At 44.8% G+C, this 18,802-nt stretch carries 20 protein-coding genes; 13 read left to right on the forward strand and 7 right to left on the reverse strand.

Annotation, left to right across the window (positions count from 1 at the left end; translation table 11 throughout):
- The 4 genes from frr to rpsB all read right to left on the reverse strand — a co-directional run.
- A partial coding sequence (gene frr / locus IQP38_RS26810; protein WP_322621763.1) for a ribosome recycling factor occupies nucleotides 1–413 on the reverse strand: 413 nt, incomplete at its 3' end.
- Nucleotides 414–513: 100 nt separating this feature from the next.
- On the reverse strand, nucleotides 514–1,239 hold the full coding sequence (pyrH, locus tag IQP38_RS24060; RefSeq protein WP_005380329.1) for a UMP kinase: 726 nt from the start codon (nucleotides 1,237–1,239) through the stop codon (nucleotides 514–516).
- Nucleotides 1,240–1,386: 147 nt separating this feature from the next.
- The gene (gene tsf, locus IQP38_RS24065) at nucleotides 1,387–2,232 is read right to left on the reverse strand and encodes a translation elongation factor Ts (protein ID WP_005380328.1); all 846 of its coding nucleotides are present in this window, start codon (nucleotides 2,230–2,232) and stop codon (nucleotides 1,387–1,389) included.
- 132 nt (nucleotides 2,233–2,364) lie between these two features.
- Nucleotides 2,365–3,093, reverse strand: coding sequence for a 30S ribosomal protein S2 (gene rpsB, locus IQP38_RS24070; protein WP_005380327.1), 729 nt, complete (start codon nucleotides 3,091–3,093; stop codon nucleotides 2,365–2,367).
- Between the two features lie 384 nt (nucleotides 3,094–3,477).
- Here rpsB and map point away from each other — a divergent pair, with 384 nt between their 5' ends.
- From map to IQP38_RS24085, 3 genes are all read left to right on the forward strand, one after another.
- Nucleotides 3,478–4,356 (forward strand): type I methionyl aminopeptidase, encoded by an 879-nt coding sequence (gene map / locus IQP38_RS24075; protein ID WP_005380326.1) that lies wholly within the window; start codon nucleotides 3,478–3,480, stop codon nucleotides 4,354–4,356.
- 108 nt (nucleotides 4,357–4,464) lie between these two features.
- The gene (glnD, locus tag IQP38_RS24080; RefSeq protein WP_017636037.1) at nucleotides 4,465–7,089 is read left to right on the forward strand and encodes a bifunctional uridylyltransferase/uridylyl-removing protein GlnD; all 2,625 of its coding nucleotides are present in this window, start codon (nucleotides 4,465–4,467) and stop codon (nucleotides 7,087–7,089) included.
- A 142-nt stretch (nucleotides 7,090–7,231) separates the two neighbouring features.
- Nucleotides 7,232–7,615 carry a DUF3461 family protein gene (locus tag IQP38_RS24085; RefSeq protein WP_005380322.1) on the forward strand — a complete coding sequence of 128 codons (384 nt, stop codon included), beginning with the start codon at nucleotides 7,232–7,234 and terminating at the stop codon, nucleotides 7,613–7,615.
- Between the two features lie 67 nt (nucleotides 7,616–7,682).
- Here IQP38_RS24085 and truC read toward each other — a convergent pair whose 3' ends face one another.
- Nucleotides 7,683–8,465 (reverse strand): tRNA pseudouridine(65) synthase TruC, encoded by a 783-nt coding sequence (gene truC, locus IQP38_RS24090; RefSeq protein WP_017636036.1) that lies wholly within the window; start codon nucleotides 8,463–8,465, stop codon nucleotides 7,683–7,685.
- A gap of 4 nt (nucleotides 8,466–8,469) precedes the next feature.
- A complete protein-coding gene (locus IQP38_RS24095) occupies nucleotides 8,470–8,784 on the reverse strand; it encodes a YqcC family protein (RefSeq protein ID WP_005391784.1) in 315 nt (104 codons plus the stop codon).
- A gap of 76 nt (nucleotides 8,785–8,860) precedes the next feature.
- Between IQP38_RS24095 and IQP38_RS24100 the strand changes: the two genes are divergently transcribed.
- Entirely contained in the window at nucleotides 8,861–9,898 is a 1,038-nt protein-coding gene (locus IQP38_RS24100; protein WP_017636035.1) for a DUF3549 family protein, read from the forward strand.
- Nucleotides 9,899–9,911: 13 nt separating this feature from the next.
- A complete protein-coding gene (locus IQP38_RS24105) occupies nucleotides 9,912–10,211 on the forward strand; it encodes a DUF3301 domain-containing protein (protein ID WP_005380315.1) in 300 nt (99 codons plus the stop codon).
- Here the strand turns inward: IQP38_RS24105 and IQP38_RS24110 are convergent.
- The gene (locus IQP38_RS24110; protein WP_080996677.1) at nucleotides 10,171–10,656 is read right to left on the reverse strand and encodes a GNAT family N-acetyltransferase; all 486 of its coding nucleotides are present in this window, start codon (nucleotides 10,654–10,656) and stop codon (nucleotides 10,171–10,173) included. The genes IQP38_RS24105 and IQP38_RS24110 overlap by 41 nt on opposite strands.
- 931 nt (nucleotides 10,657–11,587) lie before the next feature.
- Between IQP38_RS24110 and IQP38_RS24115 the strand changes: the two genes are divergently transcribed.
- From IQP38_RS24115 to IQP38_RS24150, 8 genes are all read left to right on the forward strand, one after another.
- Complete coding sequence (locus IQP38_RS24115) at nucleotides 11,588–11,881, forward strand: hypothetical protein (protein WP_012841496.1); 294 nt, start codon at nucleotides 11,588–11,590, stop codon at nucleotides 11,879–11,881.
- Nucleotides 11,878–12,327 carry a YaiI/YqxD family protein gene (locus IQP38_RS24120; RefSeq protein ID WP_005380310.1) on the forward strand — a complete coding sequence of 150 codons (450 nt, stop codon included), beginning with the start codon at nucleotides 11,878–11,880 and terminating at the stop codon, nucleotides 12,325–12,327. The genes IQP38_RS24115 and IQP38_RS24120 overlap by 4 nt, the downstream gene beginning before the upstream one ends.
- Before the next feature lie 194 nt (nucleotides 12,328–12,521).
- Nucleotides 12,522–13,511, forward strand: coding sequence for a ketoacyl-ACP synthase III (locus IQP38_RS24125; protein WP_017636033.1), 990 nt, complete (start codon nucleotides 12,522–12,524; stop codon nucleotides 13,509–13,511).
- Entirely contained in the window at nucleotides 13,508–14,494 is a 987-nt protein-coding gene (locus IQP38_RS24130) for an NAD-dependent epimerase/dehydratase family protein (RefSeq protein ID WP_017636032.1), read from the forward strand. The genes IQP38_RS24125 and IQP38_RS24130 overlap by 4 nt, the downstream gene beginning before the upstream one ends.
- Nucleotides 14,463–15,326 (forward strand): MBL fold metallo-hydrolase, encoded by an 864-nt coding sequence (locus tag IQP38_RS24135; RefSeq protein ID WP_017636031.1) that lies wholly within the window; start codon nucleotides 14,463–14,465, stop codon nucleotides 15,324–15,326. The genes IQP38_RS24130 and IQP38_RS24135 overlap by 32 nt, the downstream gene beginning before the upstream one ends.
- Nucleotides 15,314–16,582 carry a F390 synthetase-related protein gene (locus IQP38_RS24140; protein WP_170897457.1) on the forward strand — a complete coding sequence of 423 codons (1,269 nt, stop codon included), beginning with the start codon at nucleotides 15,314–15,316 and terminating at the stop codon, nucleotides 16,580–16,582. Before IQP38_RS24135 ends, IQP38_RS24140 begins: the two co-directional genes overlap by 13 nt.
- On the forward strand, nucleotides 16,570–17,682 hold the full coding sequence (locus IQP38_RS24145; RefSeq protein ID WP_053304075.1) for an ATP-grasp domain-containing protein: 1,113 nt from the start codon (nucleotides 16,570–16,572) through the stop codon (nucleotides 17,680–17,682). Before IQP38_RS24140 ends, IQP38_RS24145 begins: the two co-directional genes overlap by 13 nt.
- On the forward strand, nucleotides 17,679–18,752 hold the full coding sequence (locus tag IQP38_RS24150) for a hypothetical protein (protein WP_053304076.1): 1,074 nt from the start codon (nucleotides 17,679–17,681) through the stop codon (nucleotides 18,750–18,752). The genes IQP38_RS24145 and IQP38_RS24150 overlap by 4 nt, the downstream gene beginning before the upstream one ends.
- Nucleotides 18,753–18,802: the final 50 nt, after the last annotated feature.

Raw genomic sequence — 18,802 nt, forward strand, 5'->3', positions numbered from 1 at the left:
TCGTTGTTTGCGTCACGACGGATGTTACGAACAGCAACACGACCACCTTCAGCTTCACCACGAACGATCTTAACTAGGTCTTTACGACGCTCTTCCGTTAGCGGTGGAAGTGGAACGCGGATGATAGTGCCAGCTGACATAGGGTTTAGACCAAGGTCAGACGTCATGATCGCTTTTTCTACTTTCGGCGTCAGCTCTTTATCAAAAACCGTGATTGCAAGTGTACGTGCATCTTCAGCAATAACGTTTGCTACTTGGTTTAGAGGTGTTGCTGCACCGTAGTATTCTACAGAAATACCAGATAGTAGGCTTGGGTGTGCACGACCTGTACGAATTTTAGAAAGGTTGTTCTTAAGCGCTTCAACGCTTTTATCCATGCGCTCTTGCGCGTCTTTTTTGATTTCGTTAATCACAGTTTCACCTTAAAAATGTCATCTTTCCTGAAGAAAGCCTAAAACGGTTGAGCAAAGCAAGCACCACCCTAACGCGTTGGAGTGGCACCTTAAGCCAAGCTTATTCGTTGATGAGCGTGCCTTCTGCTTCGCCCATTACCACGCGACGTAGTGCGCCTGGCTTGTTCATATTAAATACGCGGATTGGCATTTTGTGGTCACGAGCTAGCGTAAACGCCGCCAAGTCCATAACTTTCAGCTCTTTATCCAGAACTTCTGCATAAGATAGCTTATCATACAGCTCTGCGTCTGGGTTTGCTACAGGGTCAGCAGTAAATACACCATCAACTTTCGTCGCTTTTAGTACGACATCCGCTTCAATTTCGATACCACGTAAACAAGCAGCAGAATCCGTTGTAAAGAACGGGTTACCAGTACCAGCAGAGAAGATGACAACTCGGCCTTGGCGAAGCTCACGGATCGCATCAGCCCAATTATAGTCGTCACATACGCCTTTTAGAGGGATTGCAGACATAACGCGCGCATTTACGTATGCACGGTGAAGAGCATCACGCATCGCTAGGCCATTCATTACTGTAGCAAGCATACCCATGTGGTCACCAACTACGCGGTTCATACCAGCTTCAGCTAGGCCTGCACCACGGAACAAGTTACCGCCACCGATAACTACACCAACCTGAACACCCAGTTCAACCAGTTCTTTAACTTCTTGTGCCATACGATCAAGGACCGCAGGATCAATACCAAAACCGTCTTCACCTTGAAGAGCTTCACCACTCAGTTTTAATAGAATACGTTGATACGCTGGTTTAGGGTTCGTAGTCATGGAGTTTACCTTCCAAAGAGAGTTGTTGATTAACAGTCATGAATAGACACAACTTCAGTTATGGCTATTCATCACGGCTAATCGTTCACTGCTCATAAAAAGACCGCAGCCTTGGCTACGGTCTAATCTTTATACAGTCTCTAAGGATTAACCTTTTTGAGCTGCTGCAACTTCTTCAGCGAAGCTCATTTCTTCTTTCTTCTCGATACCTTCACCTACTTCTAGGCGAACGAACGTAGAAACTGAAGCGCCTTTTTCTTTCAGCATTTCGCCTACAGTTTTCTTAGGCTCCATGATGAAAGCTTGACCTGTTAGAGAGATCTCGCCAGTGAATTTCTTCATGCGGCCAACAACCATCTTCTCAGCGATTTCAGCAGGCTTGCCTTCGTTCATTGCGATTTCAACTTGAACCGCTTTCTCTTTTTCTACTACGTCAGCTGGTACGTCTTCTGGGTTAACGAACTCTGGCTTAGAAGCAGCAACGTGCATTGCAACGTGCTTAAGAGTTTCTGCGTCGCCTTCACCAGCAACAACAACACCGATTTTCTCACCGTGACGGTAAGAAGCGATTGCAGTGCCTTGAACGTATTCTACGCGACGGATAGTGATGTTTTCACCGATTTTAGCTACTAGAGCTACACGTGCGTCTTCGAATTGTGCTTGTAGTTCTTCAACAGAAGCTTTTGAAGCTAGAGCTGCAGCTGCAACTTCTTCTGCGAATGCAGTGAAGTTACCGTCTTTAGCAACGAAGTCAGTTTGGCAGTTAACTTCAAGAAGAACAGCAACGCCGTTTTCTTCTTTGATGATGATTGCGCCTTCAGCTGCAACGTTACCAGCTTTCTTAGCTGCTTTCGCTGCGCCAGATTTACGCATGTTTTCAATTGCTAGTTCGATGTCAGCGTTTGCTTCTACAAGCGCTTTCTTACATTCCATCATGCCAGCGCCAGTACGCTCGCGAAGTTCTTTAACTAGAGCAGCAGTTACAGTTGCCATTCTGTCTTCCTCGTTTGATTCGAAATAAGGTAAAAAACAGGGGCCTAACATTGTCGGCCCCCATTGCTAACTATAACTTAGTTTATGCTACACAAAGGTTTCACATAGACCAAGTGTGACACAGAGCCGCTATTATTCAGCTTCTACGAAACCGTCTTTTTCAGCAACTGCAGCTACGTCTTTGTTACGACCTTCAGATACTGCTGAAGCAGCAGCGTTCAGGTATAGCTGTACAGCGCGGATCGCGTCGTCGTTACCTGGGATTACGTAGTCAACGCCGTCTGGGTTAGAGTTAGTATCTACCACAGCGTATACTGGAATACCTAGGTTGTTAGCTTCTTTAATTGCAATGTGTTCGTGATCAGCGTCGATTACGAATAGAGCGTCTGGTAGGCCGCCCATGTCTTTGATACCACCAAGAGATTTCTCTAGCTTCTCCATTTCGCGAGTACGCATTAGAGCTTCTTTCTTAGTTAGTTTGTCAAAAGTACCGTCTTGAGATTGAGTCTCTAGTTCTTTTAGACGCTTGATAGACTGACGAACTGTTTTGTAGTTTGTAAGCATACCGCCTAACCAGCGGTTGTTTACGTAAAACTGGTTGCTTGCGATTGCAGCTTCTTTAACAGCTTCAGATGCAGCGCGCTTAGTACCTACGAATAGAACCTTACCTTTCTTCTCGCCAACTTTAGCTAGTTCAGCTAGAGCGTCGTTGAACATTGGTACAGTTTTTTCTAGGTTGATGATATGAACTTTGTTACGAGCGCCAAAGATGAATGGCTTCATTTTTGGGTTCCAGTAACGAGTCTGGTGACCGAAGTGAACACCAGCTTTTAGCATATCGCGCATTGATACAGTTGCCATTTTAAAATCCTCTATGGGGTTAGGCCTCCACATTCCCCATAACTCCGACCAAGCTTCTGCTCAGCACCCCGGAATATGTGACGGAATGTGTGTGATTTAAAGATAAAAGGTTATTCGGATGAAGCTTGCTTCGCCGCTTAACTTTGCTAAACGAAGAGAACAGTCCTCTATTCCGGCGCGCTTTATACCATATTTTAGCTCACTGTGGCTAGTAAAAATTATTTCTTCACCGAGCCACTTTCTCCTATTTATAAGCAAAACTTTAAACATATGATCGAATTAAGAATGATGCATATTCCTATCTAACTTGGGTTAACGCCCCGATGTCTGATAGAATGCGGCCATTCGCACGTTTACGTGCTTAGGAATAAGTAGAGAAAGCCAATGTCAATCAAGATTAAAACTGCTGAAGAAATAGAACGCATGCGCATTGCGGGCAAGCTAGCCGCAGAGATTCTAGAAATGATCGAACCACACATCAAAGTTGGTGTGACGACAGAAGAGTTAAACAAAATCTGTCATGAGTACGCTCTAGAAAAAGGCGCATACTCTGCTCCGCTTGATTACCATGGTTTCCCTAAGTCGATCTGTACTTCAATCAACCATATCGTATGCCACGGTATTCCAGCGGAAAAAGACGAAATCGGTAGCAACGGCCAAATGAAGCCGGCGGTACTAAAAGATGGTGACATCTTAAACGTTGATATTACCGTAATCGTTCCAAATGATGAGAATGCCGATCTGAGCGTGCGTCCTCAGGGGTACCATGGTGACACTTCTAAGATGTTCCTAGTCGGTGATGTTTCGCCTGCAAACAAACGTCTGTGCATGGTAGCTCAAGAAGCACTGTATGTTGGTATGCGTACCGTTAAGCCAGGTTCAACGGTTGGTGACATCGGTACAGCTATCGAGAAGTACATCAAAGAGAACAACAAGAACAATCCTCGCAACAAGTTTTCTATTGTGAAAGACTTCTGTGGTCACGGTATCGGCGATGAGTTCCATGAAGAACCACAAGTGGTTCATTACAAGAACAAAGACCGCCGCGTATTAAAAGAAGGCATGTGCTTTACTATTGAGCCGATGATTAACGCAGGTAAATTTGGTTGCTCTGTTGATGCACAAGATGACTGGACTGTTTACACGGGCGACGGCAAGAACTCTGCGCAATGGGAACATACCATTGTAGTAACAAAAGAAGGTTGTGAAGTACTGACGCTTCGTAGCGACGATACGATTCCTCGCCTAATGAAAAACGCGTAAAGCTTACGACCACTCGTTGTTTACTATATCCCTGCTTCGGCGGGGATATTTTTTATCTGCCGCAAATTTGTTAGATTGTTATTAGATTAGCTTGCACGGATGGCAAATATGACACTTCAGTCCCCTCTTACCTTTTCCGATGAACAAATCAATATCGGTGAACTCAAACAAGAATTAGAGAAGTTTAGCTCTAATCAAAACCAAGAGTTTCTCAATCATCATCCGGTAACAAGCTTGGTTTTAGCCAGAGCTGAATATATGGATCTGCTTCTCAATCGTTTGTGGCAACATTTTGGTTTCAAGGATATTTACAACATTTCCCTAGTTGCCGTTGGTGGCTACGGACGCGGTGAGCTGCATCCGCTCTCCGATATCGATATTTTGATTCTGTCGAACAATAAACTGCCAACCGCGTTAGAAGCAAAAATCAGCGAATTCATTACGCTGTTGTGGGATTTAAAACTCGAGGTCGGACACGCTGTTCGCACCGTTACTGAATGTGCTGAAATTGGTAAAGCCGATCTAACGGTCGCGACAAACCTGCAAGAAGCGCGACTGCTGTGTGGAAGCGAGGACACCTTTCAGGCACTGAAGAAAGTCGTGTTATCAGACTCCTTCTGGCCAAGTGAGACGTTTTACCGCGCTAAAATTCAAGAGCAGCGCGAACGCCATGCACGTTACCACGACACGACCTACAACTTAGAACCGGACATTAAATCAACCCCTGGCGGGCTGCGCGATATTCATACATTAAGCTGGGTCGCTCGACGTCACTTTGGTGCGACTTCATTGTTAGAAATGAGCCGATACGGATTTTTAACTGACGCAGAATACCGAGAATTGGTTGAATGTCAGGACTTCCTTTGGCGAGTACGTTTCGCTCTGCACATGGAGCTTCGCCGCTATGACAACCGCTTGACCTTTGCTCATCAAGCACAAGTTGCGGAAAATCTAGGCTACGTCGGAGAAGGCAACCGAGGCGTAGAAATGATGATGAAAGAGTTCTACCGCACGCTTCGTCGTGTGGCAGAGCTCAATAAAATGCTACTCAAACTCTTTGACCAAGCGATCATTAATGGTGGGGCGACAGAAAGTGCCGAGATTCTCGATACGGACTTTCAACGTCGCGGTTCTTTAATTGAAGCGCGGAAACCCGCATTGTTCCAAGCTCGCCCAGAAACTATTCTGGATATGTTCTTACATATTGCTAACGACTCAACTATTGAAGGGGTGAGCCCACCAACGCTGCGTCAACTGCGCACCGCTCGCCGTCGGCTCAACAAGTTTTTGCACACCATTCCTGCTGCGCGTGAAAAGTTCATGGCGTTATGTCGTCACCCTAATGCTCTGCACAAAGCATTCAGTCTCATGCACCGATTAGGAGTTATGGCGGCCTATTTGCCGCAATGGAGTCAGATTGTTGGTCAAATGCAGTTTGACTTATTCCATGCCTACACAGTTGATGAACACAGTATTCGCTTACTTAAACACATCAACACTTTTAGTGACCCAGAAAATCATGCGAAGCACCCAATTTGCTGTGACGTCTACCCACGGATGCAAAAGAAAGAGCTGCTGATTATTGCCGCTATTTTCCATGACATCGGGAAAGGTCGTGGCGGCGATCACTCGATTATCGGTGAAGGAGAAGCGTACGACTTCTGCATTGAGCATGGCTTATCGAAGCCCGAGGCCAAACTTGTCGCTTGGTTGGTAAGACATCATCTATTAATGTCTGTCACCGCACAGCGCCGAGACATTTATGATCCCGATGTCATTACCGAATTTGCCAAAAAAGTCAGAGACGAAGAATCTCTCGATTATCTTGTATGCCTGACAGTTGCAGATATTTGTGCAACCAACCCAGAACTTTGGAATGCTTGGAAACGAACTTTACTTGCGGAGCTGTATTACTCCACACAACGTGCTTTACGTAGAGGCCTAGAGAACCCTGTCGATGTGCGTGAGCGAATTCGCCACAATCAACAAATGGCCTCCGCAATGCTGCGCAAAGAGGGGTTTGCCGCGCGCGAAATTGAAGTATTGTGGCAACGCTTCAAAGCTGACTACTTCCTTCGTCATACCCATACGCAAATCGCGTGGCACTGCGAACACTTACTTCGCATGGAAGATCCGACTAAGCCTTTAGTGTTGATCAGTAAAAAAGCCACTCGTGGCGGCACTGAGGTGTTTGTATATACGAAAGACCAGCCTGCTTTATTTGCGACAGTCGTGGCGGAGTTAGATAGGCGTAATTTTAATGTACACGACGCGCAAATCATGACCAGCAAAGATGGGCACGTGATTGATACCTTTATGGTACTCGATCAACATGGCGAAGCGATCGATGAGTCTCGTCACGCCGCGGTGATTAAACACCTCACTCATGTACTGGAGGCAGGCCGACCAACCAAGATTAAAACGCGCCGTACTCCGAACAAACTTCAGCACTTTAACGTGAAAACCAAAGTCGACTTCTTACCAACCAAAGGTAAAAAACACACTTTAATGGAGTTTGTCGCGCTAGACACACCAGGGCTATTGGCCAAAGTAGGCCGTACGTTTGCTGATTTAAATATCAACCTTCATGGTGCAAAAATCACCACCATTGGTGAGCGAGCAGAAGACTTGTTTATTTTAACCAGTGATGCAGGGGGAAGATTAAGTGAAGAACAACAGGATGAGCTAAGAGAGAGATTGATCGAAAAGTTATCTGATGAGGTCGCAGCTTAGATCAAACCTGCCAATCTTTTCGGTTCAGGGCGAGAGCGATCTTGCCCACAAGTTAAGCATTTTGGCTAAATATCAGCTATCTAGCTCATACATAGGCTGCTACAGTTATATCAATATCAATTCGATGTAATAGAGGTAGCCTATGTATCCCCACCTCACTGGTTTGGGTATTCACGACCCTAAGCAGATTGAACGTTATTCCCTACGCCAAGAAGCACACAAAGACGTACTCAAGATCTATTTCCACAAGCAAAAAGGCGAACTGTTCGCTAAAAGCGTTAAATTCAAATACCCGCGCCAAATCAAAAATGTTCTTGTGGACAGTGGCAGTCACAAATATAAAGAAGTAACGGAAATCAACCGTAACCTCACATTAGTCATTGATGAACTGAATAAAATCACTAAGCCAACGAAACAACCTGAGGTTGATGTAAAAGAGAAAATTCTTTCAGACCTTCGTCATTTAGAAAAAGTCGTTTCGAGCAAGATCGCAGAGATCGAAGCGGATCTTGAAAAACTAAAGTAAAACGTTAAGTCTTAAATATTAAAAAGGGTTAGCATTGATGCTAACCCTTTTTATTTGTACTCAATCATTATCTAGATCTAACTGCGCCGATTATCGGTTCATCCCACTCAAATCGAGTAAACAATTGCTGCCAAGTTTCATCAAGATTGGCCGTCATGACAATCTCTTGATCGGTAAATGGATGGACAAACCGTAACTCTGAAGCATGCAGTAGCAAACGATGAGAATCAAACTCTGTGCGATACAGCTTGTTGTGCTTTCCATCCCCGTGCGTTGTATCACCCACGATCGGATGGCGTAGATGTGCCATATGACGACGAAGTTGGTGCTTACGCCCCGTTTTAGGTTTCATCTCAACTAAGCAATAACGCGTTGTAGGAAATTTACCCGTCGAATAGGGAACCTCCACTTTAGCCAACGGCTTATATTCCGTCACCGCTTCTTGCGCTTCTTTTTCTTGTGAAGCGAACTTATCCGCAATCTTGTCTAACTCGACTTTGAGCGCGTAATCCAAGACGCCCTCTTCCTCAATCCAACCGCGTACTACTGCGTGGTATGTCTTTTCCATTTTATGTTCAGCAAACATCGGCATGACTTGTGATGCGACTTCACTCGACAACGCAAACACGAGCACACCAGATGTTGGACGATCCAGACGATGCAATGGGAACACATGCTGACCAATTTGGTCGCGCAAAGTTTGCATGACAAACTGAGTTTCGTGTTTATCTAACCAACTGCGATGCACTAACATGCCTGCAGGCTTGTTGACCGCTACAAAATATTCATCCTGATAAACGATCTCCAGCTCAACTGGTTCTGAAGATCGCGCTATTTCTTGTTCTAGCATTCGTTTACTTACACAGTTCGTCAATGGTTCGGATTGTAACAAGCAGCTCTGCGAACTGCGGTTCCTGCTTCCACGCTTCTGAAAAATAGGGCTCGAGAGAAAACCCTCTTGGCAATGGTTGGTTGTTTTCCACTAGCACGTGCATTCTGTCTATAAAGATCCACTGCAACCACTCATGAGGATGCAATGTATCAATCGCAAATGGCTCCACGCTTTGTAAGGCTTGCTCTGAAGGCCTAGTGTGTTGCCACAACTTATGTTCTTTAAGCTGCGTTTCAAGTTGGTGAAGTAAGTCGACCAATTGAGTATTTGTTACCATTAATTCTATCTCGAACCTTGAATTAGCCGAGAATGATACCATTTCTTGTGAAAAGAACGTTAGGACGTCGTATTTAATGGAAAACATTCAAACCCTCACTCAACTGTTGAACAACAGCCGCTGTGATTATCAAATCTTCGATCTTGGTCGTCGTATCAAAACCATCGCTAAGAAAGAGTTTGCCGATGTAGAAAAAGGTCAAGCACCGTACCCATTCCCAATGCAGCGTAAAGCACACCTTGCCATCGCTTATTGGAATGAACAAAAGCAGCCTTGGATTTGGTTTCTAAAGTTTGAATTGGACGAGCGCGGTTTGTTAAAGCAATCAGATATCGGCAATTTCATTAAATACGTAGTGGAAGCCATGGGAACACGCCTCAATGGTGATATCTCTGAAGAGCAACAGCAAAAGCTGTCTAATAACCCATATACGTTCAAACCTTCCGAAGACAAAATGGCCGTGTTTCATAGCCAGGTCCGCGCGAACCTCGATCTTCCTACCAGCCAATATTATGAGCACACTCAGCATTACTTTTCAGGTGGTTTAGGCTGGGATAATTGGCAAACCGTAGGTCTGCAAGGGATCACCGACATGGCCGCTCGTTTGGACAAAGAGCAAAACGGGGTAATGATACGCAAAGCGTTGAACCACCTACCAAATGAGCCACTTTATGCCCTATTAGGTGCGCTTGAGCATGTAGAGCTTCAAGAGCGTTTAGCAGAACGTATTGCGGAAAAGGCACAGCAAGAAATCGCAAGTAGCGAACCTGATCTCTTCCTACTTTCAGCACTTATCCGAGCCCTTGCTGGTGCACCAACAGAAGTCGCCTCTCCAGTATTAGATGCGATATTGCATAGCCCTCGTTTAAGCCATCAGGAGGTTTTGATTGGTGTGGCGGGTCGCGCTTGGCACTTACTCGCCAATGAAAAGGTAGCAGAACAGTTTTTGCTGCGTTTAGCTCAAACCGGTAATCAAGCCCTATTTAATCAGTTATTTGCCGATTTAGTGATGCTGCCAGAGTTAAGAATGGTGTTATTGCCTTTGCTGCATTCAAACCCATCAGAGGAACTAGCAAATGCGCTAGTAAGCTTACAACAAGCAACAAAAAGCTAAGAAAGGTTCAGGAATGATTGGTGATCTTTTAGCAATTTTAGGGCTCTGCTTTTTCTGTTACCTGTTTTGGCAACAGCGTCGCCAAGCCGAACTCGCAAAAGCGGCCATCACGCGTAAATGTGAGCAATTGGATCTCCAATTAATCAGCATCGCCTTTGGTGCCCATAAACTAAAAACGCCAGACGGAGTCTGGCGTTGGCATACGGTGTATCAATTTGAGTTTTCATCTCTTGGTGACGATTGCTACCAAGGAGAGTTAACCATGGTCGGTTTCAGGCCGCAGAACTTTCACCTACCACCGCATCGCTTGTAAATTCCATTTCAAAGTAAGGACCATATATATCCTTACTTTCTTTTGTTTTAACAAATCCCAGCTTTTTCAGTACCGCCATAGAAGCTTGATGATTGCTATTCACGTTAGCTTTCACCTTATTCAAGCCCAACTCATGGCACGCTTTGGGGAAAAATGCTTTTAGTGCTTCTGTTGCTAACCCTTTACCCCAATATGATTTATCAAAAATAAACCCTAATTCAGGTTCGGAATCGAGATTAGCAATAAACACGTGCCCCATATAGTCACGACTGGTGCTCTCTAGCACTGCCATACTATAAATGTTCTCATCATCCAGTATTTTCTCAAACATCTGTTTGGCAGACGCAACTGTATACGGACCATTCAATTCAGCACGGTTTTTCGCACAGCAATTCAGCATGACGAATTCTAGTTGCAACGACTCATTGTAGGGTAGAAGAAGCATTCTTCTGGTTACTATGGCCACATCTGTTCCTTGATTACAACAAACTTAATCTATCCGCAGATCACAAACTCGATGAGCTGAACATGCTCAATGATTGCGGGCATAACACCTTGTAGAGAAGCCGAAAGTTAAACCAACTGGTTGGAAAGGATATTGATCTGAGTTGTTTTTTATTAAGTGTTATTAGGAATTTATATATTTTGTGATATTGATATCCCCAAGCAACATCGAGATGCTTAATTCAATGAGAACACTGGATATCGTTTTTATATAAGAAAGACCCCGACACATAAGTATCGGGGTCATGGTCTTACTCGCAGCAGTCCGGCTACTAAAAGTGCTCCATGCATCATCCATAATAGTGGCTGATTCCGTCAGCTTATTCCTTACGTCGCCGTCCTAGCGGTGTCCTTATCATCCTGACTGCTAACATTCCTCGTTAGCACACGTCACTTGTTCCTTGAGCGGTGTCCCTTGCATCTTCCTGATGCTGTCCATAACCTCAATCCTAGAGGGTCCATTGTCTATCCTTAGTCATCAACATCCTATTGATGATCGTATCCTTACAATGTCCTACGCTCCATGCTTGATTAATCATCCTGACCAACCAAATCGTCTTCCTGACGATAACCAAATCCTTGGTGCTTTCCTGTTCCATGTCTGCTTCCTGCTGACAACTCTCAATTTACGCCTTTTCCAAAAATAGACAATCTATCCAAGATAAATATTTGGCTCTCACATTGGTTAACAAGTTGTTAAATCATTATTTATCATAAACTTAAGCTCTTTATCTTCTCTTTTCCCGCTTACGAAATCGTTTTCTCTCACAACCTATGTAAGAGATCTCTCACACTACACTCTCCAAAATGCCATTCGCCAAATTAGCGCACTCAACGTATGATGATAGATATATCGTTGTTAAGGATTAAAAATGTTAACTCAAGACGTTACTAAAGAATTAGAAGCGGTAATGGAACAACTGCAACAACAAGGAAAAGAACCAACCGTAGCGTTAGTGAAAGCACGCTTGAAAACGCCCGTCCCAATGCCTGCATTAATCACCGCAATAAAAAGTTGGAAAAGTGCTCAGCGTGTTCCCAAGGTTGAAGTCGCAGCACAAGCGCACACCGATAATGATCGTCTTGCAGCGCTAGAAAGCACGGTGAAAAAATTAGTGGCTCGTATTGAAGAGCTAGAAGCCAAGCTAAGTGAGAAATCATCATGAAGTTATGGGTAGATGCAGACGCGTGTCCAAAAGTTATTCGCGAAACCATTGTGCGTGCCGCCGAGCGTACGGGGATTGAATGTACGTTTGTCGCTAACCACGTTGTCCCTGTGCCGAAAAGAGACAACATCCATTCGCTACAAGTCCCTGCGGGATTTGACATCGCAGACAACGAAATCGTCAAGCGTGTAGAAGCCAACGATTTGGTGATCACGTCAGATATTCCGCTTGCAGATGAGGTTATCTCTAAAGGCGCTCAAGCCCTCAGTTCTCGTGGCGAGCTCTATACAAAAGACACCATCAAAGCTCGCCTAAATATCCGCGACTTTATGGAAACCATGCGTTCAAGCGGAATTCAGACAGGTGGACCCGCCGCGCTTTCTCAAACCGATCGACGCGAATTTGCAAACCATTTGGATCGTATTTTGGCGAAATTTAAGAAGTAACCCTCACTCTATTCAAATTGAGCCAGCAAATAAAAGCCAGGCTCATTCCTGAAAATTCATTCTCAGCATTGCACCCAAAGCGTGCTCTTACTCCCATTTGTTTTGTTCTGTTTATTTTTCATCTTGCTCGCCATAGCTTCAATATGCAACGTGGTTTATTTTGAACGACGTTTTTAATAAGTGTATAGAGAATAATGGGCTTTAACATCGTTTCCAGTGGAAGCTACCTGCCAACGAATCAATGGTCTGATCGAGAGATGGATCGCTTCCTAAAATTAGCGCCAGGGACCTGCCGAAATAAATTCGACGTTGAATATCGTCATGTAGCCAATACAAAAGAGACCGCTATTTACATGGCAATGCAGGCAATAGAGCAGTGTTTAGGAAACACACATACCTTAAGCTCCGTTGATCTTCTTATCTACGCTAGCGGCACACACCACCAGTCTCTACCCTACGACGCCTCAGCGGTTCTCGCCGCGTTAGACGCTCCAACATGGCTAGAAAGCTTTGATTTGAACAGCACCTGTTTATCCTTTCTCTCTGCGCTTGATCTTGCTCAGAGTCTATTCTTAGCAAAACGGTACCGTCGGATTCTTATTGTCACCAGCGAACTCGCCACTGGCATCACACTGAATCGAAATTTTACGCTCAAACCAGAAGTTGCAACCTTATTCGCGGACGGTGCCGCCGCATTTTTGCTCGAAGAACACGACGATGATGGATTGCTCACCAGTCACTTTGAAACGCATCATACCGGGTATTCATTTTGTCAAATTAAGGGCGGAGGTAGTCATATCAATCCGCATACCTCCGAGCATCAAGCCTATTTAAAAAGTTGCCAGTTTGAGATGGAGGGCAAAGCACTCTTTAAACATGTGCGTAAAGCCTTACCAGCGTTTCTAAAAAAAGGGTTTGACGCCTCTCCGGTAACACTCGGCGATATTGATTATTTTCTTCCTCATCAAGCCAGCGCGCATGGATTAAAAAAACTGCCTTCACTCACCGGGCTACCAACAGAGAAAACCGTTAATCACTTTTCGACTTTGGGAAACCAAGTCGCCGCCTCACTCCCAATTAACTTACACTGGCTGCGTAATCAGCCAGAAACCGCAGGAAAACATGTGTTATTAGCTGGCACCGCCGCAGGGTTGTCGCTAGGGATGGGAGTGCTAAAACTATGAAGATATTGGTCACTGGTGGCAGCGGGATGTTGGGTAGCGCAATTCTGAGAATGTTTCACCAGCAGCATGAACTGCATTTTATAGCACGAAATACAGTCATCGCTAAACAACTCGCCGAGCAATTCGATGTTATCCCACATATAGTCGATTTAAGAGACCACTCAGCAGTTCATGCGGTATGCCAAGGTATGGATGCAATCATCCATTGTGCCGCTCTCTCAAGCCCATGGGGAAAGTGGCAGGCGTTTTATCAAGCCAATGTAGATGCCACCAAAAACCTCGTCAATGCGGCTAATACCTATCAAATCTCGCGTTTTATCCATATTTCCTCCACCAGCGTCTACTTTGACCATCAAGACCGTTGGAATATTCGAGAAACCGACGCCATAGCTTCATACTGGTGTAATGATTACGCACACACAAAATACCTATCGGAAATTGAAGCCGTAAAAGGCCAAAGCAAAGCGATCATTTTAAGACCGCGTGGCATTTTTGGACCCAATGATCGCGCTATTATCCCAAGAGTGCTTAAGGCGATAAAAAACAACACTCTGCTTCTGCCATCGGGTAGAAATCCTGTGGTTGATCTGACTTATGTCGATAACGTTGCCCATGCAGCGATGCTCGCTTGCACTCAGGCAGACCGACTTCAGCATGGTGATGTGTTCAACATTTCCAACAACGAACCAATGCCAATTGAGACTGTTCTGCAAGCTTTATGTGAGGGGTTAAACCTAAAAGTAACGTTACAATCATTACCATATGGCGTTGTATCACCATTATTAAAGCTCAGTGAGCAAATACGAAGGCACTTACCACATCAGCCAGAACCAAGGCTCACCTCATACAGCGCAGGATTGTTTAACTATCATCAAACTCTGGATATCAGCAAGGCGAAACAAACACTGAATTACCAACCGCTTTTTTCAATTCAAGAAGGAATACAGCAGTATGCAAACTGGTCTAAAAATAAAAATCTTTGAGGTTGGACACTGCGTACACCCAGGCTTTGTTGTCAAACCAGGTTCTGGTATCAAGCCTAGAGCATTTCCGGCAGCCGTTGCGTTAATTCAGCACCCAACACAAGGCAACATCCTGTTTGACACGGGATATCACGAGCATTTTTTTAGCGCGACTCGTCCCTTCCCTGAACGTTTTTATGCTTGGACAACACCTTGTCGCTATAACAAAGAACACGGAATTGTTGCGCAGTTAGCAAAAGAAAGTCTCAAACCTCATGATATTGAACACTTAGTACTCTCCCACTTCCATGCTGATCACATTGCTGCCGTGTCTGAGTTTTCCCACTCTCAATTGCATTGCCAACAAAAAGGGGTGGATGCAATTACTAAGAGTGGTCGAATTGGAGGCGTAAGAAAAGGATACCTAAAAGCTCTACTTCCTCCACAACTTGAATCTAACTTATTCATTCATAGTGACTTTTCCGTACCAATCAGCCAAATTATTCCTCAGTGCCAAGGTGTTAATTTGCTCTGTAAAGACATGTTCGACGACGGATTCATTTATATGGTTAGCTTGCCAGGCCATGCTGCGGGTCAAGTGGGCTTGCTAGTTAAAAGAGACCAAAGTTGGCTGTTCTTACTCGCCGATGCATGCTGGTTAATCGAGAGCTTGAGTGAAAATATCGATCAACATTGGCTGGCGAACATGCTTTGCGATGATACAAAAGCCTATAAAAACACCCTCTCCGAGTTGAGAAGTTGCTACCAACAAACCCACCACTTTGTTCGCTTCGTGCCTTCACATTGTCAGGAAACTATCCAGCAGCTAATCAAAGAAGGATGGATGAAGTGAGAACGCTTATCTCAGAATTCTGGCGAACCCGCTACCGCCCCTTCGGCTCAAGGGAACAAGTCGAAACATGGCAGCAACAACACTTAACGCAACACTTGGATTGGGTATGCCGTCATTCACCGTATTACCGCTCACTTCAAGGTGCACCACTCAGTGATTTCCCTATCATGAATAAGCAAACCATGATGGAGAACCTCTCGGAGTTGAATACGAAAGGCTTAGATGCTGAACAGCTAATGCAACAAGCACTCGACGCAGAACAGTCACGCAACTTCGCCGCTTCGAAAGTTGGCGATGTTACTGTTGGGCTTTCTTCGGGCACATCAGGCATGCGCGGGTTGTTTCTTGCTGACAAACAGGAAACACAACTATGGGCTGGCAATATATTGGCTCGCCTGTTGCCCAACCTATGGCAAAAACACCGAATTGCTCTAGCCTTGCGCGCCAACAGCCCACTGTATAAATCCGTCGCGAAAGGGCCTGTAACATTTTTTTATGCCGATTTAACCAAACCTTACCAAGAATGGATAAAAGAGCTGGATGAGTTCCAACCCACGCTTTTGGTTGGTAGTGCGCAAGCTCTTCAGCTCTGCGCCCAGTTCAGCGGTCAATTTGGTCAACCCGCAATTCAACCACAGCGGATCATTTCTGGTGCAGAAGTCCTAACCGAGAGTGACCGTCACTTTATTTCTCAACGGTTCGACAGCGAACTCCATGAAGTCTATCAATGTACTGAAGGTTTTCTTGCATGTACGGATCAGCATGGACAAATGCGCTGGAATCAAGATGTTGTTTACATCGAAAAACATTGGCTGAATACCGAACGTACTCATTACAGCCCAATCATTACCGATTTTCGTCGTAAAACTCAGCCAATTATTCGTTATCAGCTCGACGATATTATTGAGAATAAACAGGATAATGGCGTATTTGAACCTCTTGGCGCAATTGCCGGACGATGTGGTGATCGCCTCACGCTAAACGCAAACCACGTCCCAGTGACGGTGTTACCAGATCTCATCTACCGCGCTATAACACTATCCGCCCAAAGTCGCGTGGATTACCGAATCACCCAAACAGGGTCACAAGCCATTCAAATTGAAGCGGATGTTCACCACCATCGGGTTATACATCAAGCCTTGATAAAGTTGTTTGAGCAATTGCGGCTTGATCCTGTCAGATTTAGTTACCGCCCTGCGCCTATTTGGACGCCAATGAATAAACAACGACGTGTGGTGAACATATGCGGGTCTTAATCACCGGAGCCCGATCACCAGTTGCACTAGAGTGGGCAACCATGTGTATGCATCATGGACATGACGTAACTCTCACCGATTCGCTAAAAAAACCTCTAGGATCGTTTTTGCGAGGCATCGAGTCTTATATCCCCACCGCTTCGCCTCGATTTGCGTTTCCCACCTATCAACAGCAGATCCTAAAAATCATTACTCAGATGCGTATTGATATGGTGATACCCACTTGTGAAGAAGTGTATTACTTGGCTCATGTTGCCAAACAATGCCCAGAAGTAGATTTTTTTCTGCCCAATGTGGGACTACTCAATGCCCTGCACAACAAGTTGACCGTCTTTGAACAGCTTCAAAGTTTGCCAGAAATCACACTTCCAAAAACTCGTTTGGTCGCTGATAAAAGTGAGATTGAAATTAATAAGAGAACCGTTCTAAAGCCCGTTTACTCTCGGTTTGGCGGGCAAGTCATAAGAGATGTGACAACTCAGTCTATTTCTGCCGCCACGATATCGCCCCTTTACCCTTGGGTTCAGCAACAAAAAATCCATGGGACTCCGGTGTGTAACTATGCCATTTTTGAACATGGTGACCTTAAAGCACACCAAGCTTATGTGCCGAAATACTGTGTAAACGGCTCGGCCGCCAGTGCTTTTCAGCCGATCTCGTGCGAACGACTAGATACATTTATCGCAGCTTTTGGTAAACGTCATACTTATCATGGGCAAGTGTCGTTTGACTTCATCAAATCACAAGATGAACTCTACGTGATTGAATGTAACCCAAGAGCCACCAGTGGTTTGCACCTACTCTCGTCTCGATGCAACCAACTGCTTCCTAATATGGAGTTTACCAGTCCTTCCAAGCAGCGATTGCATCATTTAGGTCCAATAACACTCATCGCGGAAGGTGGATTATCCCTGTTCAAGGCTCGAACTTGGCAAGATTGGTGGTCTGGAGTGAATGTGATGCAACAGCATAACTTACCGGCCGGGAGCCAAATCCGGAGTATGTTTGAATTACTCCGGTTAGCTAGGCAGAACAAGACGAAGTGGAGCGACGCTTCTACCGTTGATATTGAGTGGAATGGAGAGGCATTGAACTCATGACACTTTCCTCTCAAGAATGGCATAAAACTTTTTTCACTCTTATGCAGTCGAATCCCATTGATGAATGCACAGCAAGCTTTGGTTGCTACTATATCGATGATGTTGCCATTCCCTACTCCGTAACACCAAAAATACCAAACAACTGTTATGCCGTGTCCCCTATGACACTGCTTAGTGGCTACGCCGAAGAAGAGCTTCACAAAGTCAAAAATGTGGCTGTTCGATGGGTATGTAAGTTACTTATTAATATGACTAAACCAATCTTATCACTGGCTGGATTGGATCAAGTCCAAACGCTCAACAATCAGTGCTTGTCCACCAATATGTATAGCGAACAATGGGCAGCCTTAAATCTCGATGAACTGCGTCGCGTCGCACTCGATCAATACCCCACCTTTCCCTTGGTGCTTCGCTCCCTCAACCAGCGTCAGCATTTACACTTAATTCAGCGATTGAAGCAGCCAAAATGGCAAAGCTTGGTAACACGACAAGTGTATTTACTTGATGATTGGCAAGCGTTCAGCTTCAACCGAGATTTAACGAAAGACTTCAAACTGCTTAATGATAAAGATTGGCAGTTTAGGCCACTGACCACTGATGAAGAGTTTCAGCGTGCCAAAGAGTTATATGACATGCTTTACCTTGATAAATACAGCCTCAATAACATACAGTTTTCAACCCAATATTTAAAACAGGCGAGCCAGAACAAATTAGTACAGTTAGTGGGACTGTTTTATCAAGAAGAGATGCTGGCTACGTTAGGCATTGTAGAAATTGATAATGATATGACTTGCCCAATTTTTGGCTACGATACCAATAAGCCACAACGCCTCGCATTGTATCGTCGAATATCGGCCTATACCATCCGCCACGCAATGATATTCCAGCGTCGCTTTAATATGAGCTCAGGTGCTCCGGCTTTTAAACGCAACAGAAAAGCCCGGCCAGAAATTGAATTTAGCTATGTTTATATTGCGCACTTACCTTGGTACAAACGCATAATTTGGAAAAGCTTATGCTGGCTCACTCAGCACTTTTATCGCCCTTTGTTGATGCGTTTTCAGCTATAAACCGACATCTATAATCAGGTAAGCCTGCGTACACAGTCTCAATCGATAAA

The sequence above is a fragment of the Vibrio sp. OPT41 genome (assembly GCF_015163595.1).
Classification (GTDB): Bacteria; Pseudomonadota; Gammaproteobacteria; order Enterobacterales; family Vibrionaceae; genus Vibrio; species Vibrio alginolyticus.

Bases quoted from the DNA above. Each gene is read 5' to 3' on its own strand.
- truC (WP_017636036.1), bottom strand. From the start codon at position 8,465: ATGCTAGAACAAGAAATAGCGCGATCTTCAGAACCAGTTGAGCTGGAG.
- IQP38_RS24095 (WP_005391784.1), bottom strand. From the start codon at position 8,784: ATGGTAACAAATACTCAATTGGTCGACTTACTTCACCAACTTGAAACG.
- IQP38_RS24085 (WP_005380322.1), top strand. From the start codon at position 7,232: ATGTATCCCCACCTCACTGGTTTGGGTATTCACGACCCTAAGCAGATT.
- IQP38_RS24105 (WP_005380315.1), top strand. From the start codon at position 9,912: ATGATTGGTGATCTTTTAGCAATTTTAGGGCTCTGCTTTTTCTGTTAC.
- IQP38_RS24100 (WP_017636035.1), top strand. From the start codon at position 8,861: ATGGAAAACATTCAAACCCTCACTCAACTGTTGAACAACAGCCGCTGT.
- IQP38_RS24110 (WP_080996677.1), bottom strand. From the start codon at position 10,656: ATGCTTCTTCTACCCTACAATGAGTCGTTGCAACTAGAATTCGTCATG.
- pyrH (WP_005380329.1), bottom strand. From the start codon at position 1,239: ATGACTACGAACCCTAAACCAGCGTATCAACGTATTCTATTAAAACTG.
- IQP38_RS24115 (WP_012841496.1), top strand. From the start codon at position 11,588: ATGTTAACTCAAGACGTTACTAAAGAATTAGAAGCGGTAATGGAACAA.
- IQP38_RS24140 (WP_170897457.1), top strand. From the start codon at position 15,314: ATGGATGAAGTGAGAACGCTTATCTCAGAATTCTGGCGAACCCGCTAC.
- IQP38_RS24135 (WP_017636031.1), top strand. From the start codon at position 14,463: ATGCAAACTGGTCTAAAAATAAAAATCTTTGAGGTTGGACACTGCGTA.
- IQP38_RS24150 (WP_053304076.1), top strand. From the start codon at position 17,679: ATGACACTTTCCTCTCAAGAATGGCATAAAACTTTTTTCACTCTTATG.
- map (WP_005380326.1), top strand. From the start codon at position 3,478: ATGTCAATCAAGATTAAAACTGCTGAAGAAATAGAACGCATGCGCATT.
- IQP38_RS24145 (WP_053304075.1), top strand. From the start codon at position 16,570: ATGCGGGTCTTAATCACCGGAGCCCGATCACCAGTTGCACTAGAGTGG.
- IQP38_RS24125 (WP_017636033.1), top strand. From the start codon at position 12,522: ATGGGCTTTAACATCGTTTCCAGTGGAAGCTACCTGCCAACGAATCAA.
- IQP38_RS24130 (WP_017636032.1), top strand. From the start codon at position 13,508: ATGAAGATATTGGTCACTGGTGGCAGCGGGATGTTGGGTAGCGCAATT.
- glnD (WP_017636037.1), top strand. From the start codon at position 4,465: ATGACACTTCAGTCCCCTCTTACCTTTTCCGATGAACAAATCAATATC.
- rpsB (WP_005380327.1), bottom strand. From the start codon at position 3,093: ATGGCAACTGTATCAATGCGCGATATGCTAAAAGCTGGTGTTCACTTC.
- IQP38_RS24120 (WP_005380310.1), top strand. From the start codon at position 11,878: ATGAAGTTATGGGTAGATGCAGACGCGTGTCCAAAAGTTATTCGCGAA.
- tsf (WP_005380328.1), bottom strand. From the start codon at position 2,232: ATGGCAACTGTAACTGCTGCTCTAGTTAAAGAACTTCGCGAGCGTACT.